This window comes from Actinomadura sp. NPDC048021, assembly GCF_040653135.1.
GTDB lineage: Bacteria > Actinomycetota > Actinomycetes > Streptosporangiales > Streptosporangiaceae > Spirillospora > Spirillospora verrucosospora.
In genome coordinates, this window is the sequence record NZ_JBEZJQ010000010.1 from 71742 (window position 1) to 87835 (window position 16094).

The 16094-nt window shown below is 61.1% G+C and carries 16 protein-coding genes and 2 pseudogenes; 12 read left to right on the plus strand and 6 right to left on the minus strand.

The window, feature by feature from the left end; translation table 11 throughout:
- Positions 1 to 118: 118 nt before the first annotated feature.
- Complete coding sequence (locus AB0C87_RS18265) at positions 119 to 850, minus strand: XRE family transcriptional regulator (protein ID WP_360578561.1); 732 nt, start codon at positions 848 to 850, stop codon at positions 119 to 121.
- A 169-nt stretch (positions 851 to 1019) separates the two neighbouring features.
- Between AB0C87_RS18265 and AB0C87_RS18270 the strand changes: the two genes are divergently transcribed.
- From AB0C87_RS18270 to AB0C87_RS18295, 6 genes are all read left to right on the plus strand, one after another.
- Complete coding sequence (locus AB0C87_RS18270; RefSeq protein ID WP_360578563.1) at positions 1020 to 1298, plus strand: hypothetical protein; 279 nt, start codon at positions 1020 to 1022, stop codon at positions 1296 to 1298.
- Entirely contained in the window at positions 1298 to 1741 is a 444-nt protein-coding gene (locus AB0C87_RS18275; RefSeq protein WP_360578565.1) for a hypothetical protein, read from the plus strand. Before AB0C87_RS18270 ends, AB0C87_RS18275 begins: the two co-directional genes overlap by 1 nt.
- A gap of 1 nt (position 1742) precedes the next feature.
- Positions 1743 to 2198, plus strand: a complete 456-nt coding sequence (locus AB0C87_RS18280; RefSeq protein ID WP_360578567.1) for a GntR family transcriptional regulator — start codon at positions 1743 to 1745, stop codon at positions 2196 to 2198.
- A 49-nt stretch (positions 2199 to 2247) separates the two neighbouring features.
- Positions 2248 to 2853, plus strand: coding sequence for an HD domain-containing protein (locus AB0C87_RS18285; protein WP_360578569.1), 606 nt, complete (start codon positions 2248 to 2250; stop codon positions 2851 to 2853).
- A gap of 553 nt (positions 2854 to 3406) precedes the next feature.
- On the plus strand, positions 3407 to 6013 hold the full coding sequence (locus AB0C87_RS18290; protein ID WP_360578571.1) for a sensor histidine kinase: 2607 nt from the start codon (positions 3407 to 3409) through the stop codon (positions 6011 to 6013).
- Positions 5974 to 7221, plus strand: coding sequence for a response regulator (locus AB0C87_RS18295; protein ID WP_360578573.1), 1248 nt, complete (start codon positions 5974 to 5976; stop codon positions 7219 to 7221). Before AB0C87_RS18290 ends, AB0C87_RS18295 begins: the two co-directional genes overlap by 40 nt.
- A 44-nt stretch (positions 7222 to 7265) precedes the next feature.
- Here the strand turns inward: AB0C87_RS18295 and AB0C87_RS18300 are convergent, their stop codons facing one another.
- Positions 7266 to 7742, minus strand: coding sequence for an NUDIX domain-containing protein (locus tag AB0C87_RS18300; protein WP_360578575.1), 477 nt, complete (start codon positions 7740 to 7742; stop codon positions 7266 to 7268).
- Between the two features lies 1 nt (position 7743).
- Positions 7744 to 8487, minus strand: a complete 744-nt coding sequence (locus AB0C87_RS18305; protein WP_360578577.1) for a helix-turn-helix transcriptional regulator — start codon at positions 8485 to 8487, stop codon at positions 7744 to 7746.
- Positions 8488 to 8664: 177 nt separating this feature from the next.
- Here AB0C87_RS18305 and AB0C87_RS18310 point away from each other — a divergent pair, with 177 nt between their 5' ends.
- From AB0C87_RS18310 to AB0C87_RS18335, 6 genes and pseudogenes are all read left to right on the plus strand, one after another.
- Complete coding sequence (locus AB0C87_RS18310; RefSeq protein WP_179833436.1) at positions 8665 to 8874, plus strand: hypothetical protein; 210 nt, start codon at positions 8665 to 8667, stop codon at positions 8872 to 8874.
- A gap of 161 nt (positions 8875 to 9035) precedes the next feature.
- Entirely contained in the window at positions 9036 to 9224 is a 189-nt protein-coding gene (locus AB0C87_RS18315) for a hypothetical protein (RefSeq protein ID WP_185025836.1), read from the plus strand.
- A 71-nt stretch (positions 9225 to 9295) separates the two neighbouring features.
- Entirely contained in the window at positions 9296 to 9598 is a 303-nt protein-coding gene (locus AB0C87_RS18320; RefSeq protein ID WP_360578579.1) for a hypothetical protein, read from the plus strand.
- 59 nt (positions 9599 to 9657) lie between these two features.
- Complete coding sequence (locus AB0C87_RS18325) at positions 9658 to 11385, plus strand: cell division protein FtsK (RefSeq protein WP_360578581.1); 1728 nt, start codon at positions 9658 to 9660, stop codon at positions 11383 to 11385.
- A 185-nt stretch (positions 11386 to 11570) separates the two neighbouring features.
- Positions 11571 to 11738: pseudogene (locus AB0C87_RS18330) on the plus strand (helix-turn-helix domain-containing protein); the annotation flags it as partial.
- 120 nt (positions 11739 to 11858) lie between these two features.
- Entirely contained in the window at positions 11859 to 13001 is a 1143-nt protein-coding gene (locus AB0C87_RS18335) for a tyrosine-type recombinase/integrase (RefSeq protein ID WP_360578583.1), read from the plus strand.
- 527 nt (positions 13002 to 13528) lie between these two features.
- Here the strand turns inward: AB0C87_RS18335 and AB0C87_RS18340 are convergent.
- The 3 genes and pseudogenes from AB0C87_RS18340 to AB0C87_RS18350 all read right to left on the minus strand — a co-directional run.
- A pseudogene (locus AB0C87_RS18340) lies at positions 13529 to 13687 on the minus strand (ClpX C4-type zinc finger protein); the annotation flags it as partial.
- A 31-nt stretch (positions 13688 to 13718) separates the two neighbouring features.
- Entirely contained in the window at positions 13719 to 15017 is a 1299-nt protein-coding gene (locus AB0C87_RS18345) for a tetratricopeptide repeat protein (protein WP_360578585.1), read from the minus strand.
- A 1-nt stretch (position 15018) separates the two neighbouring features.
- Positions 15019 to 15633 (minus strand): hypothetical protein, encoded by a 615-nt coding sequence (locus AB0C87_RS18350; protein WP_360578587.1) that lies wholly within the window; start codon positions 15631 to 15633, stop codon positions 15019 to 15021.
- Positions 15634 to 16094: the final 461 nt, after the last annotated feature.

Consider the following 16094-nt stretch of genomic DNA (forward strand, 5'->3'; position numbering starts at 1 on the left):
GCACCCCAGCAGAGGAGAGCCAGGCTCCGAGTCGGCGCGTGCGGCCCGGTTATCGGGCCGCCCTGATGACGTACGAAAACTCCGCACAGGCTTCCGAGCGTTAGAACACGGGACCGCCCTAGGTCATCAGGGAGGCTCCGGACCACACTCGCTCGAAACTCTCCAGGTACGTGCTCGCCATGTCGCCGTCTTCAACCCGCCGTACGTGAAGGACGGGAGCATGGGACGCAGCGATGCCGTAGGCGTGCGGGTTGATCAACAAATCGTCATCGGCGCGATAGACGGAGTTGTAGAGCACGGTGTCATGTAGCCGGATCTCTACTCTTTCCACTTCCCGCAAAGCGCGGTAGTGGACCAGAGCGTTCCGGATCTTCGCGGCCATGGACTCGCCTACGCCCTCGTCGCTTCCGCGCTCGGCTACGCACGTGCCGTCCGGGTCGCCGAGCAGGATGCGAACGGCGACGCCATCGCGTGCTCGCTCTGCGAGCACGCGCATAATGCCCATGTCCTCGGCAAGGAAGAGTCCCGCGTAGGCCAGGACGCCGATCTCGTCGCGCGCGGCCCGGAAGAGCTGGTGCCACACCGGACGAGGCACTGCCCATCGGTGGGGGTAAGTCGCCAAGACATCGATCGCCGGCGGATCTACTCGGGCGTTCGTCATGGCGAGGTGTGGCCATAGGTCGGCCTCGTCTCGTCCGACCAGAGAGGCAACCTGCGTCCGGTGGCGTGGGTAGGGCATGCGCCCCGCGACCCACCGCTGGACGGTCTTGGGGTCCACACGCAACCGCGCCGCAACGTCAGCTTCGGTCAGGTGCGCGTCGGCAAGGGCACGTCGCAACAAGTCGTTCACCGGGCCTCCCGCGATGCAAGTGAGAACGACGCATGAACGACGCTAACAGAAGACGTCCCTAGACGTCCCTAGATGCCGATAGAGAGGTCCCGCACCGGACGGAAGGCTCAGGACACAGGCGAACACGCCACCTCGTACCAACGAACCCGCAAGACGAGGAGCCCGCCCCATGGCCACCGAACAGCCCCCTCAGACCAATCCCAGCCCCTTCAAAGCCGAAGCAGAAGCGGCAGAGAAGGCGCTCGCCGACTTGCGCCGGGACTTCAACGGATACCGCATCTGGCGCGCCACCCGGTGGGACGGACGCCTCGGAGACTGGGTGGCGAGCCTGCACGACCCGCACGCTGGCGTGGATCCGACGGTGATCGCATCGAACCCCGCCGCGTTGCGTGAAGCCCTCGTGCACGAGGGCGAGCGCGCCAAGAACGCGCGCCCAAGGACCCGGTGATGGCACGGGAGCGAGCCCCGCAACTGTCACCGGAGGAGGCCGTGATGGGGAGCACGGCCTCATGGGGTGGGGAGGAGGTGGCGCGGTTGGTGCTGCTTCCCCCGGACGCACCGACCGCGCTCCCTCCGCCCACCTACAGCGGTCCATGGCGCGCACGCTGGCACCTCACGCGTCTCGCCCTCGTCCTGCGCTGTGACGGCTGGACGACCCAACTCCGCACCGAGACTCCCCGCACGCTCCTACGCGTCTACTCCAAAGACGCGCCCACCATCGGCGAGAGCATCTCCGTGGCCTGGGGCAACGGCACCTGGTGGTACCTGTCGAGCACCGGCCTATGGCTCACGCCGTGCAAACGTCTCTGCCTCGCCGCGGACAAGCTGAACATCCTGCTCCAACCGTGGGTGGCGGCGGCATTCGATCCCCTTAGAGACGAGCAGCTCTGACATGACCCGCCGCACGGCATGGGGCACCTACGTGCACATCACCCGCGTGCTACGGCACCGCCTCACAGATGGCACCTACACCCCTGGCGCCCGGCTACCGAGCGAGGCCGCCCTCTGCGCCGAGTTCGGCGTCGTCCGCAGCACCGTGCGGCGGGCCCTCTCAGCCCTGCAAGCCGAGGGCCTCATTACCGTCCGCGCTGGCGTGGGCCGATTCGTCCCAGACCCCGACACCCAACCGCGCACGAGTACAGAGCAGATCGCCGCGAACCTGCGCCACCAGATCGAGACCGGACGCTTCCGAGCAGGCGACGCGCTCCCCAGTGAGAAGCAACTCGCCCGACGCCACGACGTCTCCCGCTCCACCGCCCGCGCGGCCCTCAAAACCCTCGAAGCCGCCGGCCTCGTAACCTGCGTCCACGGCAAAGGACGCTACGTCAGCCAAGACGTCCCAACATGAGCCCCGCACGCCCGTGGATGTCCATCCGCCTCGCCGTAGCGTCGACCATATGAAGAAGAACACCGCAGCATGGGCCCGCGACCTCGCACGCAAGCACCTAGAGACCCCACTCCCCCGCCGCTGGGCACACACCGAGGGCGTTGCCCGCCAAGCCCGCACGCTCGCGCCCATCCTCGGAGACGAGGCCAATCTCCTAGAGGCCGCCGCATGGCTCCACGACATCGGCTACGCTCCCGACCTTGTAGCCACGGGATTCCACCCTCTAGACGGCGCCCGCTACCTCCGAGACACCCACCACGCCAACGACCACCTATGTCGTCTCGTGGCTCACCATTCCTGCGCCCTAATCGAGGCGCGCCAGCGCAACCTGGCAGACGCCCTCCTCTATGACTTCGGCCCAGAGGCACCAGACCTCAGCAACGCCCTCGCCTACTGCGATATGACCACCGCTCCCAACGGGGCGCCTATCGATTCACGCGCACGCATATCTGAAATCAAGCAGCGCTACGGAAAGAAGGGACCAGTCGCGAGGTCCATCCGGTTGGCTGAACCGAGCCTTCTGAAAGCCGTGTGTCAGACGCAGCGGGAACTGGAAATTGCTCATAAGCAACAAACAACAGAATCACTCAACGTAAGCAATAATCGCCGGGAGTAATCTCGGTGCACAGGAGGCCCCCAAGCACCGAACACAACCCTCGCAACCCTCTTCCCAGTGAGGGAAACCCCCAACGCAGATGGTACCGGACGTGTAAGATCCCACTAATCGCACTATCCGTCCTAACAATCCATTTTTTATCCACACCGAGTCGAATACCGTCACGGGATAATTATTCGTGCATGCCATGCTTTCAATTGCAGACTTTCCACACGTATCTTCCGTCCGTGATCTAGGCCCTCTATATGAGGCTCTCATTGAGGTCGGCCTTTCCTCTTCTCAGAGGGGGCGACTAAGAAACGCACTGTTGATCGCGACATCGCACGATAGCTATATTTACGAGCATCAGCAAGACATGGCCGAAGTAAGTCCAGGCACACTAGCGGCGCTCGGCAATACAGGCAATGCATTTCTTCGGAGAGCGGCAGCCGCCAGGAGCTATTCTCGGCATAACTTCGACAGACCGGGCCCTTTGAGTGATCGCATTGCGACGGTTCTCTCGTCCGTTGGCCGCTGGTCCCAGAATTTGCCCTGGCTTCTTGAAACTGCGGCGTTGGGCAAGAGCCTAAACGTACAGCAGTTGCCAGATCGAGTTCCCGGAAACCTTTTCCAGCAACTCGTCGGCGTCCTGTGTCTAACTCAAAATGAGAAAATAGCTTACGGACTTATTGAAGGATTGCTAGAGGAAGGGGAAAATAAGTCTGGAGCCCTGGTAGCTGACCCGTTGCAGACGGTACAGAAGGAGCTCGGGAGAACCTTGGAGTGCACCTTTACTCGCGAAGGCCCCGACCATCTACCGTGCTTCGTAGCGACAGTCTCGGATCAGAAAGGGCGGAACTCAACCGGAACGGGACAGAACAAGCGCGCGGCCCGCGCAAATGCAGCCAACAATTTCCTTCACGAATATCTTTCCTATGCAGTACCGCAAGAGGCGAGAAATGCCTCGTCACCCCCTCACGCATTCCCTGCCTCTGTATCCGAGAAGCATTTTTATACCGTACAGGCGATACAGAATCTCTTCTCTCTGCGTCCAACACAGCGTGCCCTTCTAACACAATCTCTGATTCATTCATCCTGGGCTTTCGAGAACAGAGCCCTGATGGGAGATTATCGTCAACGCGACAACCAAGTGCTAGGCCTAGTGGGCGCGACAGTCCTCATGTACGAGCATACATTCGCAGTCTCCTCGCGCGCGATCAGACAGAGAACAAAAGAACTAAAATTTCAACCCCTAACTAATGAAATATACGAATCCGCCTTTTATCGGACTGGAATAGTTGATGGCGTCCTCCTTGGTGAAGGCCAAAAAAAGTATGGCCTTACTCAGGAAATGGCCGCAAATACCTTCCAGGCAATTATGGCTGCCGTTTATCTCGACCTTACAGAGTCGACTTCTCTCACCGATCGTTGGCCGGATCAATGGGATACGATTTATAACACAATCTTCACAGACGTGGCACGAGAGCAGGACGACACCACTAAGCTCCAAGTGGTGTGCAGCATCGCTAAGCTTGAGGTGTTCTATGCGTGGAGTGTCAGGGGTCCGCAGCATGCTAACCAATTTCAATGCACAGTAACCCTGCAAAGCACAGTCCTTAACGAACAACTCGCCATAGAAGGAGATTTCGTTGCAGGAAAGACCCGAGCCAAACATAAAGCATCGCGAATAGTGCTAGATACAATAGATGATCTGTCCAATCCTGATTCACTATCTGATTACGTTGATACGAGCCACCCGCAAGCTACTCTGGCACGACTACTCCTCAAGCATTTCGCCTTCATTGTTCCCTCGCTACCCACTGGAATAAAGAAGTGGAAAGATCGCAACCTTTTCGGAGCGCAGCTAGCCACCACTCCCCTCCAGCTCTTGAAATGGGCTGAGCAGGTTGATCATATTCTTACGAATGACAATCTTAGTGTTCTCAAAGCGGAGAATGTAGAACGGTTCTTCCGTTCGATCGGGGTGGCAACCCTTCAAGGCGTCGACACCGTACTGCCCTACCTTTCCAAGGTTCTCGATTGGCTCGACCAAACTCAAGAGCCCACAGAAATTTCTGATGGCCGAATCGCATCATTAGCAGATCTCTGCGCGGTATACCGTGCTCTCGGATCGGACGAGTCTGATAACGAACTAGCATCTCTGCAGGAAGACTGGCGCCTGCTCTATCGAGATAGAGTGGAGTTTGCTGTCAAGCTGCCCTCCATAATCATCTCAGGGCGCGACCGCGCGGCTATGGATGCTCTACTTGGGGAGATACTGGCAGCTGGCGGCACGGCAACCGTGACAATTTCAATAGAAGACTCCATTCGCTTTTACATTTCTTCTGATGCGCCCATTAACGGCCAACGAGTGGAAGATTTGTGCAACCTCTGGAATAAAGTTAGTGGCACTCTGTCTGCTTGCCTGAACGCTGATGAAATCAATGTTTCTTTGACAGCTATTACGGCCGCGGATCTACAGAATCCGATTACGAGATCGGCAGCTATGGCGACGCGACCGTTGCCGGTTCCATATAGCGCTGCGGTAGCGGACTTGCTACACGACCTGAAGAACCAGCTCGTAGCATCTCGACATGCCCTAGCCGCTTCGGTGCAAGGGCGCACAGCTCAATTGGAGCAACAACTAACTGCAAGCCGACACCTCGATAGGGCGATTACGATCGGCCGCAGGCTGAGGGCTGCATCTTCGCTAGTCAGCATGCCTGGTAATGGAACTACTCGTCTAGGACCGGTCTTGCGAGACTATGTTGCCGCAATGCTGCGCAGGTTGCCGGCCACAATATCTCTTTCCGTGCCGGTTGCTGATGATTCTGTGCTGATTGCTCTTGATCAAGCATCACTTACGGCCGTGCTGGACAATTTGGTACAGAACTCCATTGAAGCGATGCCTAATGGAGGATCGATTCGTCTGGACTGGACGACGAGTGGAACAGAAGTACTGCTAGAGATTGCTGATAGCGGACCGGGCCTTCCTGAGAGCGTGGCTGCCGCTCTCAGGAACGGTGCCAGGGTCACTAGTACAAAGTCCCGGGGTAATGGCATCGGGCTCGTTGGTGTGAAGACACTACTACAACGTGCAGGCGGAGAAATAGATAATGTAAGATCTCAGCAGGGGACGGTATGGTTGTTGACCATACCACTTACAGAAGAGGGCGAATAGTGACCAGTCTACAAGACACTCGCATTCTCGTGGCTGACGATCAAACCGATGTAGCCGAAACTCTTTGCGCAGTTCTCAGAGCTAACGGCGCTTCGCTTACTGTCGTCGACAACGGCGAGGAGGCTATAAGTAAGATAACAACAGAAACATTCGACCTTGCGATCATTGACATGAAGATGCCTCCAGGCGAATGGGGAGGCCTATGGCTTCTGGAAAGATTCCGTGAGGAGAAGATATGCATACCTACGCTCGTACTCTCAGGCGAAGGTACAAAGCGTCAGACTATTGAAGCTATGCGGCTTGGGGCTGTGGACTGGGTCGATAAATCCGTGGCAGATGAAGAACTTCTACGTCAATGCAGCTCCATAATAGACGACTGTCTATCGAGAGCACTTGAGAACGCTGGCCACTTTCTCCCCATTACCTTGGCCGTACGCTACACGAGGTACCTTCAACTAGACGACACAGAGAGTGCCACCATGGAGGGTTTGCGGATAATTGAAGGATTCCTCAAGTTTGCAGGGATTGTCGGTTTTTCTACTCTAGAACCTTCACCGCTACGGGCCACACGCGCCTCACAGTTGACGAAGCCGAGCTTCGGAACTTGGTTCGCAATTTGCACCGAATTGTCCAAAAGAACCAACAATGGAGGTCCGTTCTTTTCGTTGATGCAATGCCTCATCCCTGATCAGACTATGCGAGATCGTTTCCAAAAGATAGTTCACATGCGAAATACTATTTCGCATTCTGGCTATATTCCTAGCCGAATGGACAGGCAGAGCCTTGAGAGAACACTAAGCCTCATTGCGCATAGACTAATATCACTCTGGCATTTCGAAATAGTGTTGCCGATCTCCATGACTTATGATGGCACGAGATTTTCTCATTCTGTCCTGCGTGTTGTTGGGAGTGGTCAATCTAAACGTGGGATCGTAGAGGTTCAGCGCCCCCTCAAAACGGCGCAACTGGCCATCAGCGGGCAAAAGTATCCACCTCAAAGCCTCAGTCCTTGGCTTGTTGTGGGCAGCAGCCAAGAACCGCGAGAGGTGCAGTGCTACATTTATGATGGCATAAAGACTCGGCAGCGGGACAGCATACCTGCAGACGCACAGCTAGTTTATTCCAACGTCAGGAATGGACAGCGCGAATCCCCTCCCGGCAGCATCGTGCAAACCTGGAGCGATATTTCTAATTGGACACTCCCATGAAAAGACACCGCTGTTTTTACTGTCTTCGACCAAATTTCCTGTCACTATGAGATGATAGGCGGGCTCTTTTCGGAAAAAGCATCCTGCAATCGGGCGCGCATGGAGTTATGCATTCGAAGCCCACTTGCAGTACTAGGGTCGATCCAGAGCACTTCTGCCGATTCGGCACTAAGTAGCAGTTTGCCACCGACGGGAACTGCCTTTAGTACAATAGAAAATTCTTGACGTACTTCATCATTGCTGGTGTAGTGGATGACGTGTTTTGGGTCGCTGTAGATACCAAGCAGTCCGGTGATCTCTACGTCTATTCCGGTTTCTTCTTTGGTTTCGCGGATGGCGGCCTGGGTTACGGACTCACCTAGGTCGATAGCTCCGCCGGGAAGAGCCCAGTTGTCGTTGTCAGTGCGGCGGATCATGAGGATCTCGCCCCGGTCGTTCTCTACAACGATGTTGACGGCGGGGACGAGGCTGTTGGCGCTAGGGGCTTGGGGGTCATCGTAGTAGTCGATCCTGCGGCCCATGTCAGTCCCCTGGTATTGGTGTGGCGCCTTCCCAGACGCGTTCGAAGCTGTCTAGGTAGGTGTTGACCAGGTCTCCGCCGGCTATGCGGCGTAGGTGCCAGACGGGGGCGTGGGGGCCTGTGACGCCGTAGACGTGGGTGTTGACGAGGAGCTGGTCATCGGCGCGGTAGATCGAGTTGTAGAGGACCGTGCGGTGAAAGCGGAACTCGACGCCGTCTTGCTTGCGCAGATTCTTGTAGAGGACTAGGGCGTTGCGGATCTTTGCGGCCTGGGCGTCGCCTACGCCCTCGTCGTCGCCTCGTTCGGCTACCTGTGGGCTGTCTGGGTCGCCGAGGAGGATGCGGACGCGGACACCGGCCTCGGCTTTCTCGGCGAACGTGCGCTGGATGCCGGAGTCTTCGGAGAGGAAGAGGCCGGAGTAGACCAGGACACCGATCTCTTCCTTGGCAGTGGCGAAGAGACGTCCCCATGCGTCCCTCGGGACGGATGTCCGGTGCGGGTAGATCGTCACTAGTTCGCTGCTGGACGCTGCGGTGACCTGCTCATTGGAGAGGGCGTCCGGCCACAGGAATGTCTCGTCTACTCCCAATCGCGAAGCTACTGCGTAGCGATGCCGCCGGTAGGGGGTGCGGTCTTTGGTGATCCACCGTTCTACCGTTTTCGGGTCCACGTCGAGCGACTCGGCGAGCGTGGCAATAGTCAGGCCCTGCTCTAGCAGAGCGGCGCGTAGGCGTTCGTTCGGCATGCACCCGTCCGGATTCCGGGACGTCCTAGGACGCGGTCAAGCCTATGAGGACGTCATGAACACGTCCAGTCATGTAGTGATCTCGTCCCGCAGGTCAGGCGCACTCTCTTTCTCGTAGACACCGACCGCCCGGACCGTCCCCGCCGGATACGGGCCTTACGAGAGGAGTGGTCAAAGATGATCCTCGTTCTGGCAGCGATCCTCGCCGTCTTCCTCGCTGGCTCCACCTGCGGAATCTTCGCGATGCTCGTCATCGGGATCCACGCCGAAGAGCGCCGGACTGCGCGAGGGCTCGCCGAGACGTCCCGTGTCGGTACCGCATCCAGGCGGGTGCTCAGCACCCGCACGTGCGACGACGCGCCGGCCCGCGTACCGGCGGGGCGGTGAGCATGCGGATGCCTCGCGTCATCACCGGTCACACGTGCCCCTGCGGCGCACGCGTCGAGCCCGGTAGCCGCAGGTGCCGCAAGTGCCGCGCTCGCGCCCGGTGGCTCCGGCGCGGGCGCGGCCCGCACTACCCGGCTCCGTGGCTGTGAGGAGGTACGCCAGTGAACGTCTCTGTTCCCCTGGTGGCGATCCTCGGCGCCGTGGTGTGGGTCGCGTGGCGGTACATGGGACTTCGCGGCTGGCACATCGCGGTGTGCCTGCTGTTCGGGTTCTTTCTCGCTGCCACCAGCGCCGCGCCGGAAATCCGCCGGCTGGTGGCCGTCCTCGTCCGGTCCCTTTCTCAGCACTGACGTCCCCTACCGAAGGGAGGGATGCCTTGGTGCCTGATACACCGCCACATGTCCAAGTCAACGTTCAAGAGGTGCGAACGCGAAGCCTCGCCGCGCGGGAGATCCTCTCCAGCCTTTCCGACGCGATGCCGTTTATCGAGGATCTGTGGGCGCGGCTCTACGCCGCGCTCGCCGATGTTCCCCAACTCCTCTCCGAGATATCCCGGCTCTCGTCCCTGCTCGCGAAAGTCCGGCGGGAACGCGCGAATCTGGCGGCTGCGGGGCGAGCCACTCTCCGAGCCGACCGCGACGGCGAACCGGATCCGCTGTACTACCTGCGCGATGAACTACGCGCGCAAGGCCACCTTCCGCCGGAGTCTTGGGGGCGCTCATGAGCCGGACGCGGCAGATGCGACGACATGCGCAGAAGATGCGGCGCAGTGGGTTGCAACCCATGGTGATCATCGACCGTGACGACCAGTTCCCGGACGTGGCCGCTGTCCTCCTCGCGCGGGCCTTGTGGCGATATCGGTCCGAGCTGGGACCGGTGTATCTGGTGGCTGCGCTCGGCGTCGGGGGCGCGGTTCTGCATCTCGCGCATCCGGAGTGGTGGCCGTGGCTGTTGGCCCTTGCCGGCTTGGCTGCGTGGGCTCTCGCCATGTTCGGCGAGAGATTGGGCCTCTCCCCGCAAATCGAGCGGCTGTATGCCGCTGCCGTCGTGATGGGCGCGGGTGGGTGGCTGTCTGCGGCTACTGCACTCGGCCCCACGGTCCCGCCGCTTCCTGTGATGCTCGCCGGGGGCGCAATCGCGCTCGCCGCGCCGTGGTGGGCCCATCGGAGGCGGCGCGCCAGAGTGCGAGTCGATCGACAGATAGCCGCGTGGCCGGAGATCGCGAAGGACGTCGGGCTCGCCGGATCACGCGCGCAATCCGCGGTAGTGGACGTGTGGGGGTGGCGCGCACGGTTCGCCCTGGCACGCGGCCAGACGATCCAGGACGTCATCGCCAAGGTTCCGGCTATCGAGTCGGCGCTTGGGACGTTCCGGGGCGCTGTGCGCGTCGCTCCGACGCGCGACGGCAAGGCCAACCGGTTCGAGTTGCGGGTGCTCGACAGGGACCCGCACGCCGATGCGATCCCGTGGCCGGGACCGTCCGTCTCGTCCATTACCGAACCGATCGACCTTGGCCCGTTCGAGGACGCGACGGGCGCGCGTGTTCTGCTGCTGCGACGTCATGGGCTCTTTGGGGGTGTGGCCGGCTCCGGGAAGAGCGGCGGGATCAACGTCCTGATGGGCAACCTCAGCGCGTGCGGGGATGTCGTTATCTGGGCGGTCGACCTCAAGCGTGGGATGGAGCTCCAGCCGTGGGCGTCCTGCATCGATCGGCTCGCCACCACACCGGAGCAAGCCCGCGCCATGCTGCGCGACGCCGTCACCGTCCTGGAGGCTCGTGCCGAATGGCTTACGGCCAACGGGAGGCGCGTGTGGGATCCGACGCCGGAGCATCCCGCGCTTGTCATCGTGGTGGACGAGTACGCCGAACTCGCCGATGATGCTCCGGATGCCGCAAGTGACACGGACTCGATCGCGCGGCGGGGGCGCGCCGTCGCCGTGACGCTCATTGCGGCGACGCAGCGGCCCACGCAGAAGGCCATGGGCAAGGGTGCCGTCCGGTCACAGATGGACGTCCGCGTGAGCTTCCGCGTTCGTGAGCGCAAGGACGTTGATCTCATTCTCGGGCAGGGGATGCTCAGCGCCGGATGGCACGCGCACACGCTCAACGCTCCCGGCAAGTTCCTGCTCTCCGCGCCCGAACACGACACACCTCGGCGAGGCCGCGCCTACCTGCTCACCGATGCCACCGTGGCCGAGACAGCAGAGCGCCACGCGTCCATCCGTCCGACGCTGGACGCGGTCTCTCTACGCGCGCTGGACGAGGCGTACGTGGCGCCTGTATCCGAGCCGTCCACCCACGTAGCGCCGTCCCGCGAAGACCACGCCGAGACAGCACTGAGAGAAGCCCTGGACGGCGCGCCGGAGGAGGGCCTCCCGATCGCCCATCTGCTGATGCTCACAGAGCTGAGCCGTCCCACCCTCTACCGGCGCCTCGCCGAACTGGTGAAGGCCGGCGAGGCCGTCCAAGTCGGGCGAGGTCGCTACAAGGCGACCGATCACACCCGGTAATCGTCTCAACGTCTCATCTCGCGCCCGCGTCTGCACGTATGGGCGGCTGAGACGTCCGTGAGACGAGACGAGAGACGAGCACACACCGCAACCGAGGAGATGGTCCCCACCCACATCCGCGCACGGCCCCGGGACGAAGCCCGGGTGAGAGGAGGTGGTGTCCCCTACAGGCGTACACCGTCGAGCAAGTGGCCGAGATCCTCAGCATTGGACGGGACAAGGTCTATTTCCTGATCCGCACCGGCCAACTCCGCAGCATCAAAATCGGCAAGCTGCGCCGCATCACTGACCGGCACCTCGCCGAGTTCGTCACCTCCCTGGAAGAGCCCTCCCTCGAAGAGGCCCAGCGCTGACACCCGCACGGGAGGCCCGTCCGGACCTCGCCTGCAGAACGGGCCTCCCAACCTAGGGACGTCTTGGGACGTCTTGAGTTATGGTCGGTGGTGACCTCGACCGATACGAGGAGGGATCCGTTGGCAAAGATCCTGGTCGGCAAGTACGAGGGGTCGATCTACGAGGAGGGCGACGGGTACACCGGCGCGCTCTCGCTCGGGTTCGGCCCGGACGGCAAGCGCAAGCGGCTCAAGAGGAAGGGGCGCACCAAGACAGAGGTCAAGGACAAGCTCAAAGAGGCCGTCGAAGAGCTGAACAAGGGCGTCAAGACGGACCGCAATTACTACGTCCGGGACGCGGTAGAGGAGTTCCTCGCCGCGTTCGCCAAGTCCGGCAAGTCGCCGAAGACCAACGAGGTCTACCGGTCACTCGCCGTTCACCAGCTCATCCCGTTCATCGGACGGACGCGCCTCAAGGAACTCACAGCCGACGACGTCGAGACGTGGCTCAACGGCAGAGCCGAACACCTCACCTCGTCCTCGCTCGGCATCCTCCACAGCATCCTCAAGCGCTCGATCCGCAGGGCGGCGCGCCATGACCGCATCGGCCGGAACGTCGCCGAACTGGTGGACACCCCGGACGGCAAGCCCGCCCGAAAGTCGCGCTCGCTCAGCCTGGTGCAAGCGAGCACGCTGCTCGAAGAGGCAAGCAAGCCAATGCACCGGTTTGGCGCATACGTCGTCCTGGCGATCGTCTCGGGGCTCCGCACCGAGGAACTCCGCACCCTCAAGTGGAGTGACGTCGATCTCGACAAGGCAACCGTCTACGTCCTGCGAGCCGACCGCCACAAGGGCGAGACCAAGACGGCGCTCAGCCGACGCGGGCTCGGCATCGCAGACATGGGCGTGGAAGCGCTCCGGAGCCACAAGACGAGGCAGGCGGCCGAGAAGCTCAAGGCCGGCGAGGCGTACCAGGACAACGATCTCGTCTTCTGCCACGAGGACGGACGTCCCTACACGGCGCAACACGTCCGGCACCGGTTCCGCAAGGTCCTCACAGCGGCGAAGCTCAACCCCGCCGAGTGGTGCCCTCGCGAGCTACGGCACACGTTCGTGTCCCTCATGAGCGACCACGACGTCCCCATAGAGAAGATCAGCATCCTCGTGGGGCACTCCAGCACGAAGATCACCGAAACCGTCTACCGCCACCAACTCAAGCCCGAGATCCGCGACGGCGCAGAGCACATGAACGACATTTTCACCCGCAAGACCAAGTCCGCGTAGGGACGAGCGTGCTCCCGCCCTGGCTCCCCAAGACTTCGGACGCAAAAGCGCGATTCCCCCAACTGAATCGACACAAAATTCAGCCTTGGGCCTCACTTAGGGAACCCCTGAGTCAGGCTTATTCAGGGCCCGTCCGAGGGTGTCCGGGGAAGTCGGCCAGAGAGCCGCTCACCTGCGAAAACAAGGGAAGGAGCCCACGGGGCCAGTCCGGCCCCGTCCAGCACCGTCGAACCAAACCGACTGACGCTGGCTCCTGTGTCTCCCCTCTCAGAAGGGAGGAGGCCGCCCCATGGCCCTAGAAATCACCGCCACCACGCTCGCCTGGACGCTTCGTCGGGCGAGACGTCCCCACATGGACCCCACACGCCCGCGGACTTGGGTCCGCCTATAAGGGCACCGCGGCATGGGCTCGCGAGCGCGGCGTAGGGGAGCCGCACTCAGCTCATCGTCCAGACGTACACATCCTCTTCTCCCATCGCGCATGGCTCATAAGGAGGAGGAAGGTAATTTTCAGGATCAAATTCATGCTCTTCGGTTATTATCTCGTTGCAGAGCTCGATGCACTCATCGCAAATATACACACCGGGGCCCGCGATGAGTTTGCGGACCTGCGTTTGACTTTTCCCGCAGAATGAGCAGTTCAAAACTGCAACATCCTGGCCCTGGAGTTCCTGCTCGGTGCTCATGGCAGTTTCGCGCGATCCGACATCTCCAGTTCTAGAGTCGACTCAGATCACGCTTCGCCCTCTCAGTATGTGGATGGTGGGCACCCAGTGTCTGTTCTCGCCGTTCGACGACCTCTCGCAACAGCGCCTCGGCTTCCTCTACTTCTCCGATGGCCGCCAGGTTCCGCGCCAGAAGGTGACACGTACGCAATGTCGCGCTGTCATGAGCTCCCAAGATACGTCGGCGCATCGGCAGCAGGACGCGCAACATCTTGACTGCGTCACCGCGATAACCGGCTTCGCCGATGTTGAGCGCAAGGTACTGACGCGACTGCAGTACATCTGCGTGTTCGTCACCAAGAATCGTTATCTGCCTGGCGAGCAGATAGTGGAGTTCTACGGCCGCCTGTCGGGGGTCGCCCAGGGCCCCTATGCTGTGTGCGAGAAGTTGACAACTCCTCAAGAAGTCCGGATGGTTCTCCCCGAGAAGATCCTCCTGTGCGGCGCACACATCTTCCAGGAGATCCCTTACGCGAGGCCAATCCCCGCGTTCACCATGATCAACCGCCATGAGATAGCGAGACCGCAAGGAGGACGCCGTGCGGCTCACGACGGCACGGTTGCGGGCGAGGGCTATCAGATCAGCGGTACGCGTGCCCCGCTTCTGCGGCTGCGGCAGCCCCTGAGCCTGCATGACCACCAGAAGATGGCGGTAGATGTCCTCTATGGAGAGAAGTTGCGGGCCGTCAGGAACACCCTCCCGCAGTAGCTTCATCAGCCTCCCGGTGAAAGCGGTGTGCTCTTCACCGGGAAGGACCAGTGCGACCTGATCGCGCTGAGCGGACGTGAGCACATACGTGCCGTCGACATCGAGTTGACCGACGACGGACGCGATCGGATCAGCCATCGTCTCCGAGATGACTCGTCCCGAGAAACAGCAGTCGAGTATGATTACTTTGGTCGTCGCATGACTGTTGAGTACCGCACTGCGCAGTTTTTCGAACTCCAGCGAAGTGAATTCGGGCTCGTTCCATTCACTGTCGGGCAGGCCAAGATAGAGCTCGTGACGCTTACCGCCGATCAATCCATGGCCGGCGAAATACACCAAGAGCAGATCCTCTGCCTCTGATATCGCCGACCGCAGCCTCCTGCCCAGCAGGCGGATATCCCCTTCATTGAGAAGGGTGATGCAGTTCTCCTCGGGGACTATCCCGAATGTGGGGTCTGACAGTAGGATGCTGAGATCACGCAAGGAGGTCTCAGCCGCGAGCAGGTCCGGAATCGCTTCGTCATTGTATTCGCTTGTGCCCATCAGAATCACGCGCGAGCGCTGTGGGTCCGGCAGGCGCATGCTATTCAGACTCTCGATTGAGCACTTCGTCGACCAGCGCCTCAACTCGCTTTTCCCGAATGTTCTTGGCGTCCACCTCGATCTCAGCCCCATCTTTGCCCAGCACCTTGATCTTGACACTTGAGCGCCGCGGCAGCGAGAGCCAGCTTCTCAGAGTGGCCACCAGAACCGAGACGGCCCCTCCGGAGCCCAGTGCCACGACCAGAGCCTGGGGCACCGTCCCCAGTTGGCCGTCCTCTGGGGCTCCTGAATGGACCGTTACCCTTCCATGAAACTCTGATTCACCTCGGAGCCAATCCGCAAGTGACTCCAAGTCCGGGATGGGGTCGGCGGATTCCAAGGAAAGTCGAGCCTCCACCGGAAACCTCCATAAGAGTTGCAGTAGTCGATCTTGGGGCTCATGGCCCGGCCCCCCGGCATAGGTGTGGCGCGCTCCTGGACACGTATGTTCTGTCCACGCGAGCGGGAGGCCGCTGCGATGCGGTGCCGCCAGGAGGGGGTGCGGTCCTTGATGATCCACCGTTCTACCGATTTCGGGTCCACGTCGAGGGACCCGGCGAGCGCGGCGATTGTCAGGCCCTGCTCCAGTAGAGCGGCGCGCAGGTTCGTTCGGCATGCGTCCGTCCGGATTCCGGAACGTCCTAGGTCGCGGTCAAGCCTATGAGGCTGTCATGAACACGTCCAGTGATGTAGCGATCTCGGCCCGTAGGTCGGCCGCACGCTCTTCCGTAGACACTGGCCTTTCGAATCGCCCCCGCCGGATACGGGCTTCAGGAGAGGAGTGGCCGCAGATGATCTTTTCTCCGGCAGTGATCCTCGCCGCCGGAAAGATCAACCCCGCGGACGGCCCAGCCCTACGGGGGCCTGTCCGGTGGATCACGTGTTGGGCCAGAACAAAGCGGCGACCACTACGACCGCTGCCCGGTAGTTGCGGGCGAGTTCGTCGAACCGGGGCCCTAGAAGTTCGGTGGTGCCCCTGGGGGCTCGCCCCCGCCGGACGGTGGACGCAGTCGCCAACGCGAGCACCGCGACCCGCTCCGCGCACGCCGACGGGCAGCAGCCGCCGACCGCCACGGG

Coding starts and splice junctions, on each gene's coding strand:
- AB0C87_RS18270 (WP_360578563.1), top strand. CDS start 1,020: ATGGCCACCGAACAGCCCCCTCAGACCAATCCCAGCCCCTTCAAAGCC.
- AB0C87_RS18275 (WP_360578565.1), top strand. CDS start 1,298: ATGGCACGGGAGCGAGCCCCGCAACTGTCACCGGAGGAGGCCGTGATG.
- AB0C87_RS18280 (WP_360578567.1), top strand. CDS start 1,743: ATGACCCGCCGCACGGCATGGGGCACCTACGTGCACATCACCCGCGTG.
- AB0C87_RS18285 (WP_360578569.1), top strand. CDS start 2,248: ATGAAGAAGAACACCGCAGCATGGGCCCGCGACCTCGCACGCAAGCAC.
- AB0C87_RS18295 (WP_360578573.1), top strand. CDS start 5,974: ATGGTTGTTGACCATACCACTTACAGAAGAGGGCGAATAGTGACCAGT.
- AB0C87_RS18300 (WP_360578575.1), bottom strand. CDS start 7,742: ATGGGCCGCAGGATCGACTACTACGATGACCCCCAAGCCCCTAGCGCC.
- AB0C87_RS18305 (WP_360578577.1), bottom strand. CDS start 8,487: ATGCCGAACGAACGCCTACGCGCCGCTCTGCTAGAGCAGGGCCTGACT.
- AB0C87_RS18310 (WP_179833436.1), top strand. CDS start 8,665: ATGATCCTCGTTCTGGCAGCGATCCTCGCCGTCTTCCTCGCTGGCTCC.
- AB0C87_RS18325 (WP_360578581.1), top strand. CDS start 9,658: ATGGTGATCATCGACCGTGACGACCAGTTCCCGGACGTGGCCGCTGTC.
- AB0C87_RS18345 (WP_360578585.1), bottom strand. CDS start 15,017: ATGCGCCTGCCGGACCCACAGCGCTCGCGCGTGATTCTGATGGGCACA.
- AB0C87_RS18350 (WP_360578587.1), bottom strand. CDS start 15,633: ATGCCGAACGAACCTGCGCGCCGCTCTACTGGAGCAGGGCCTGACAAT.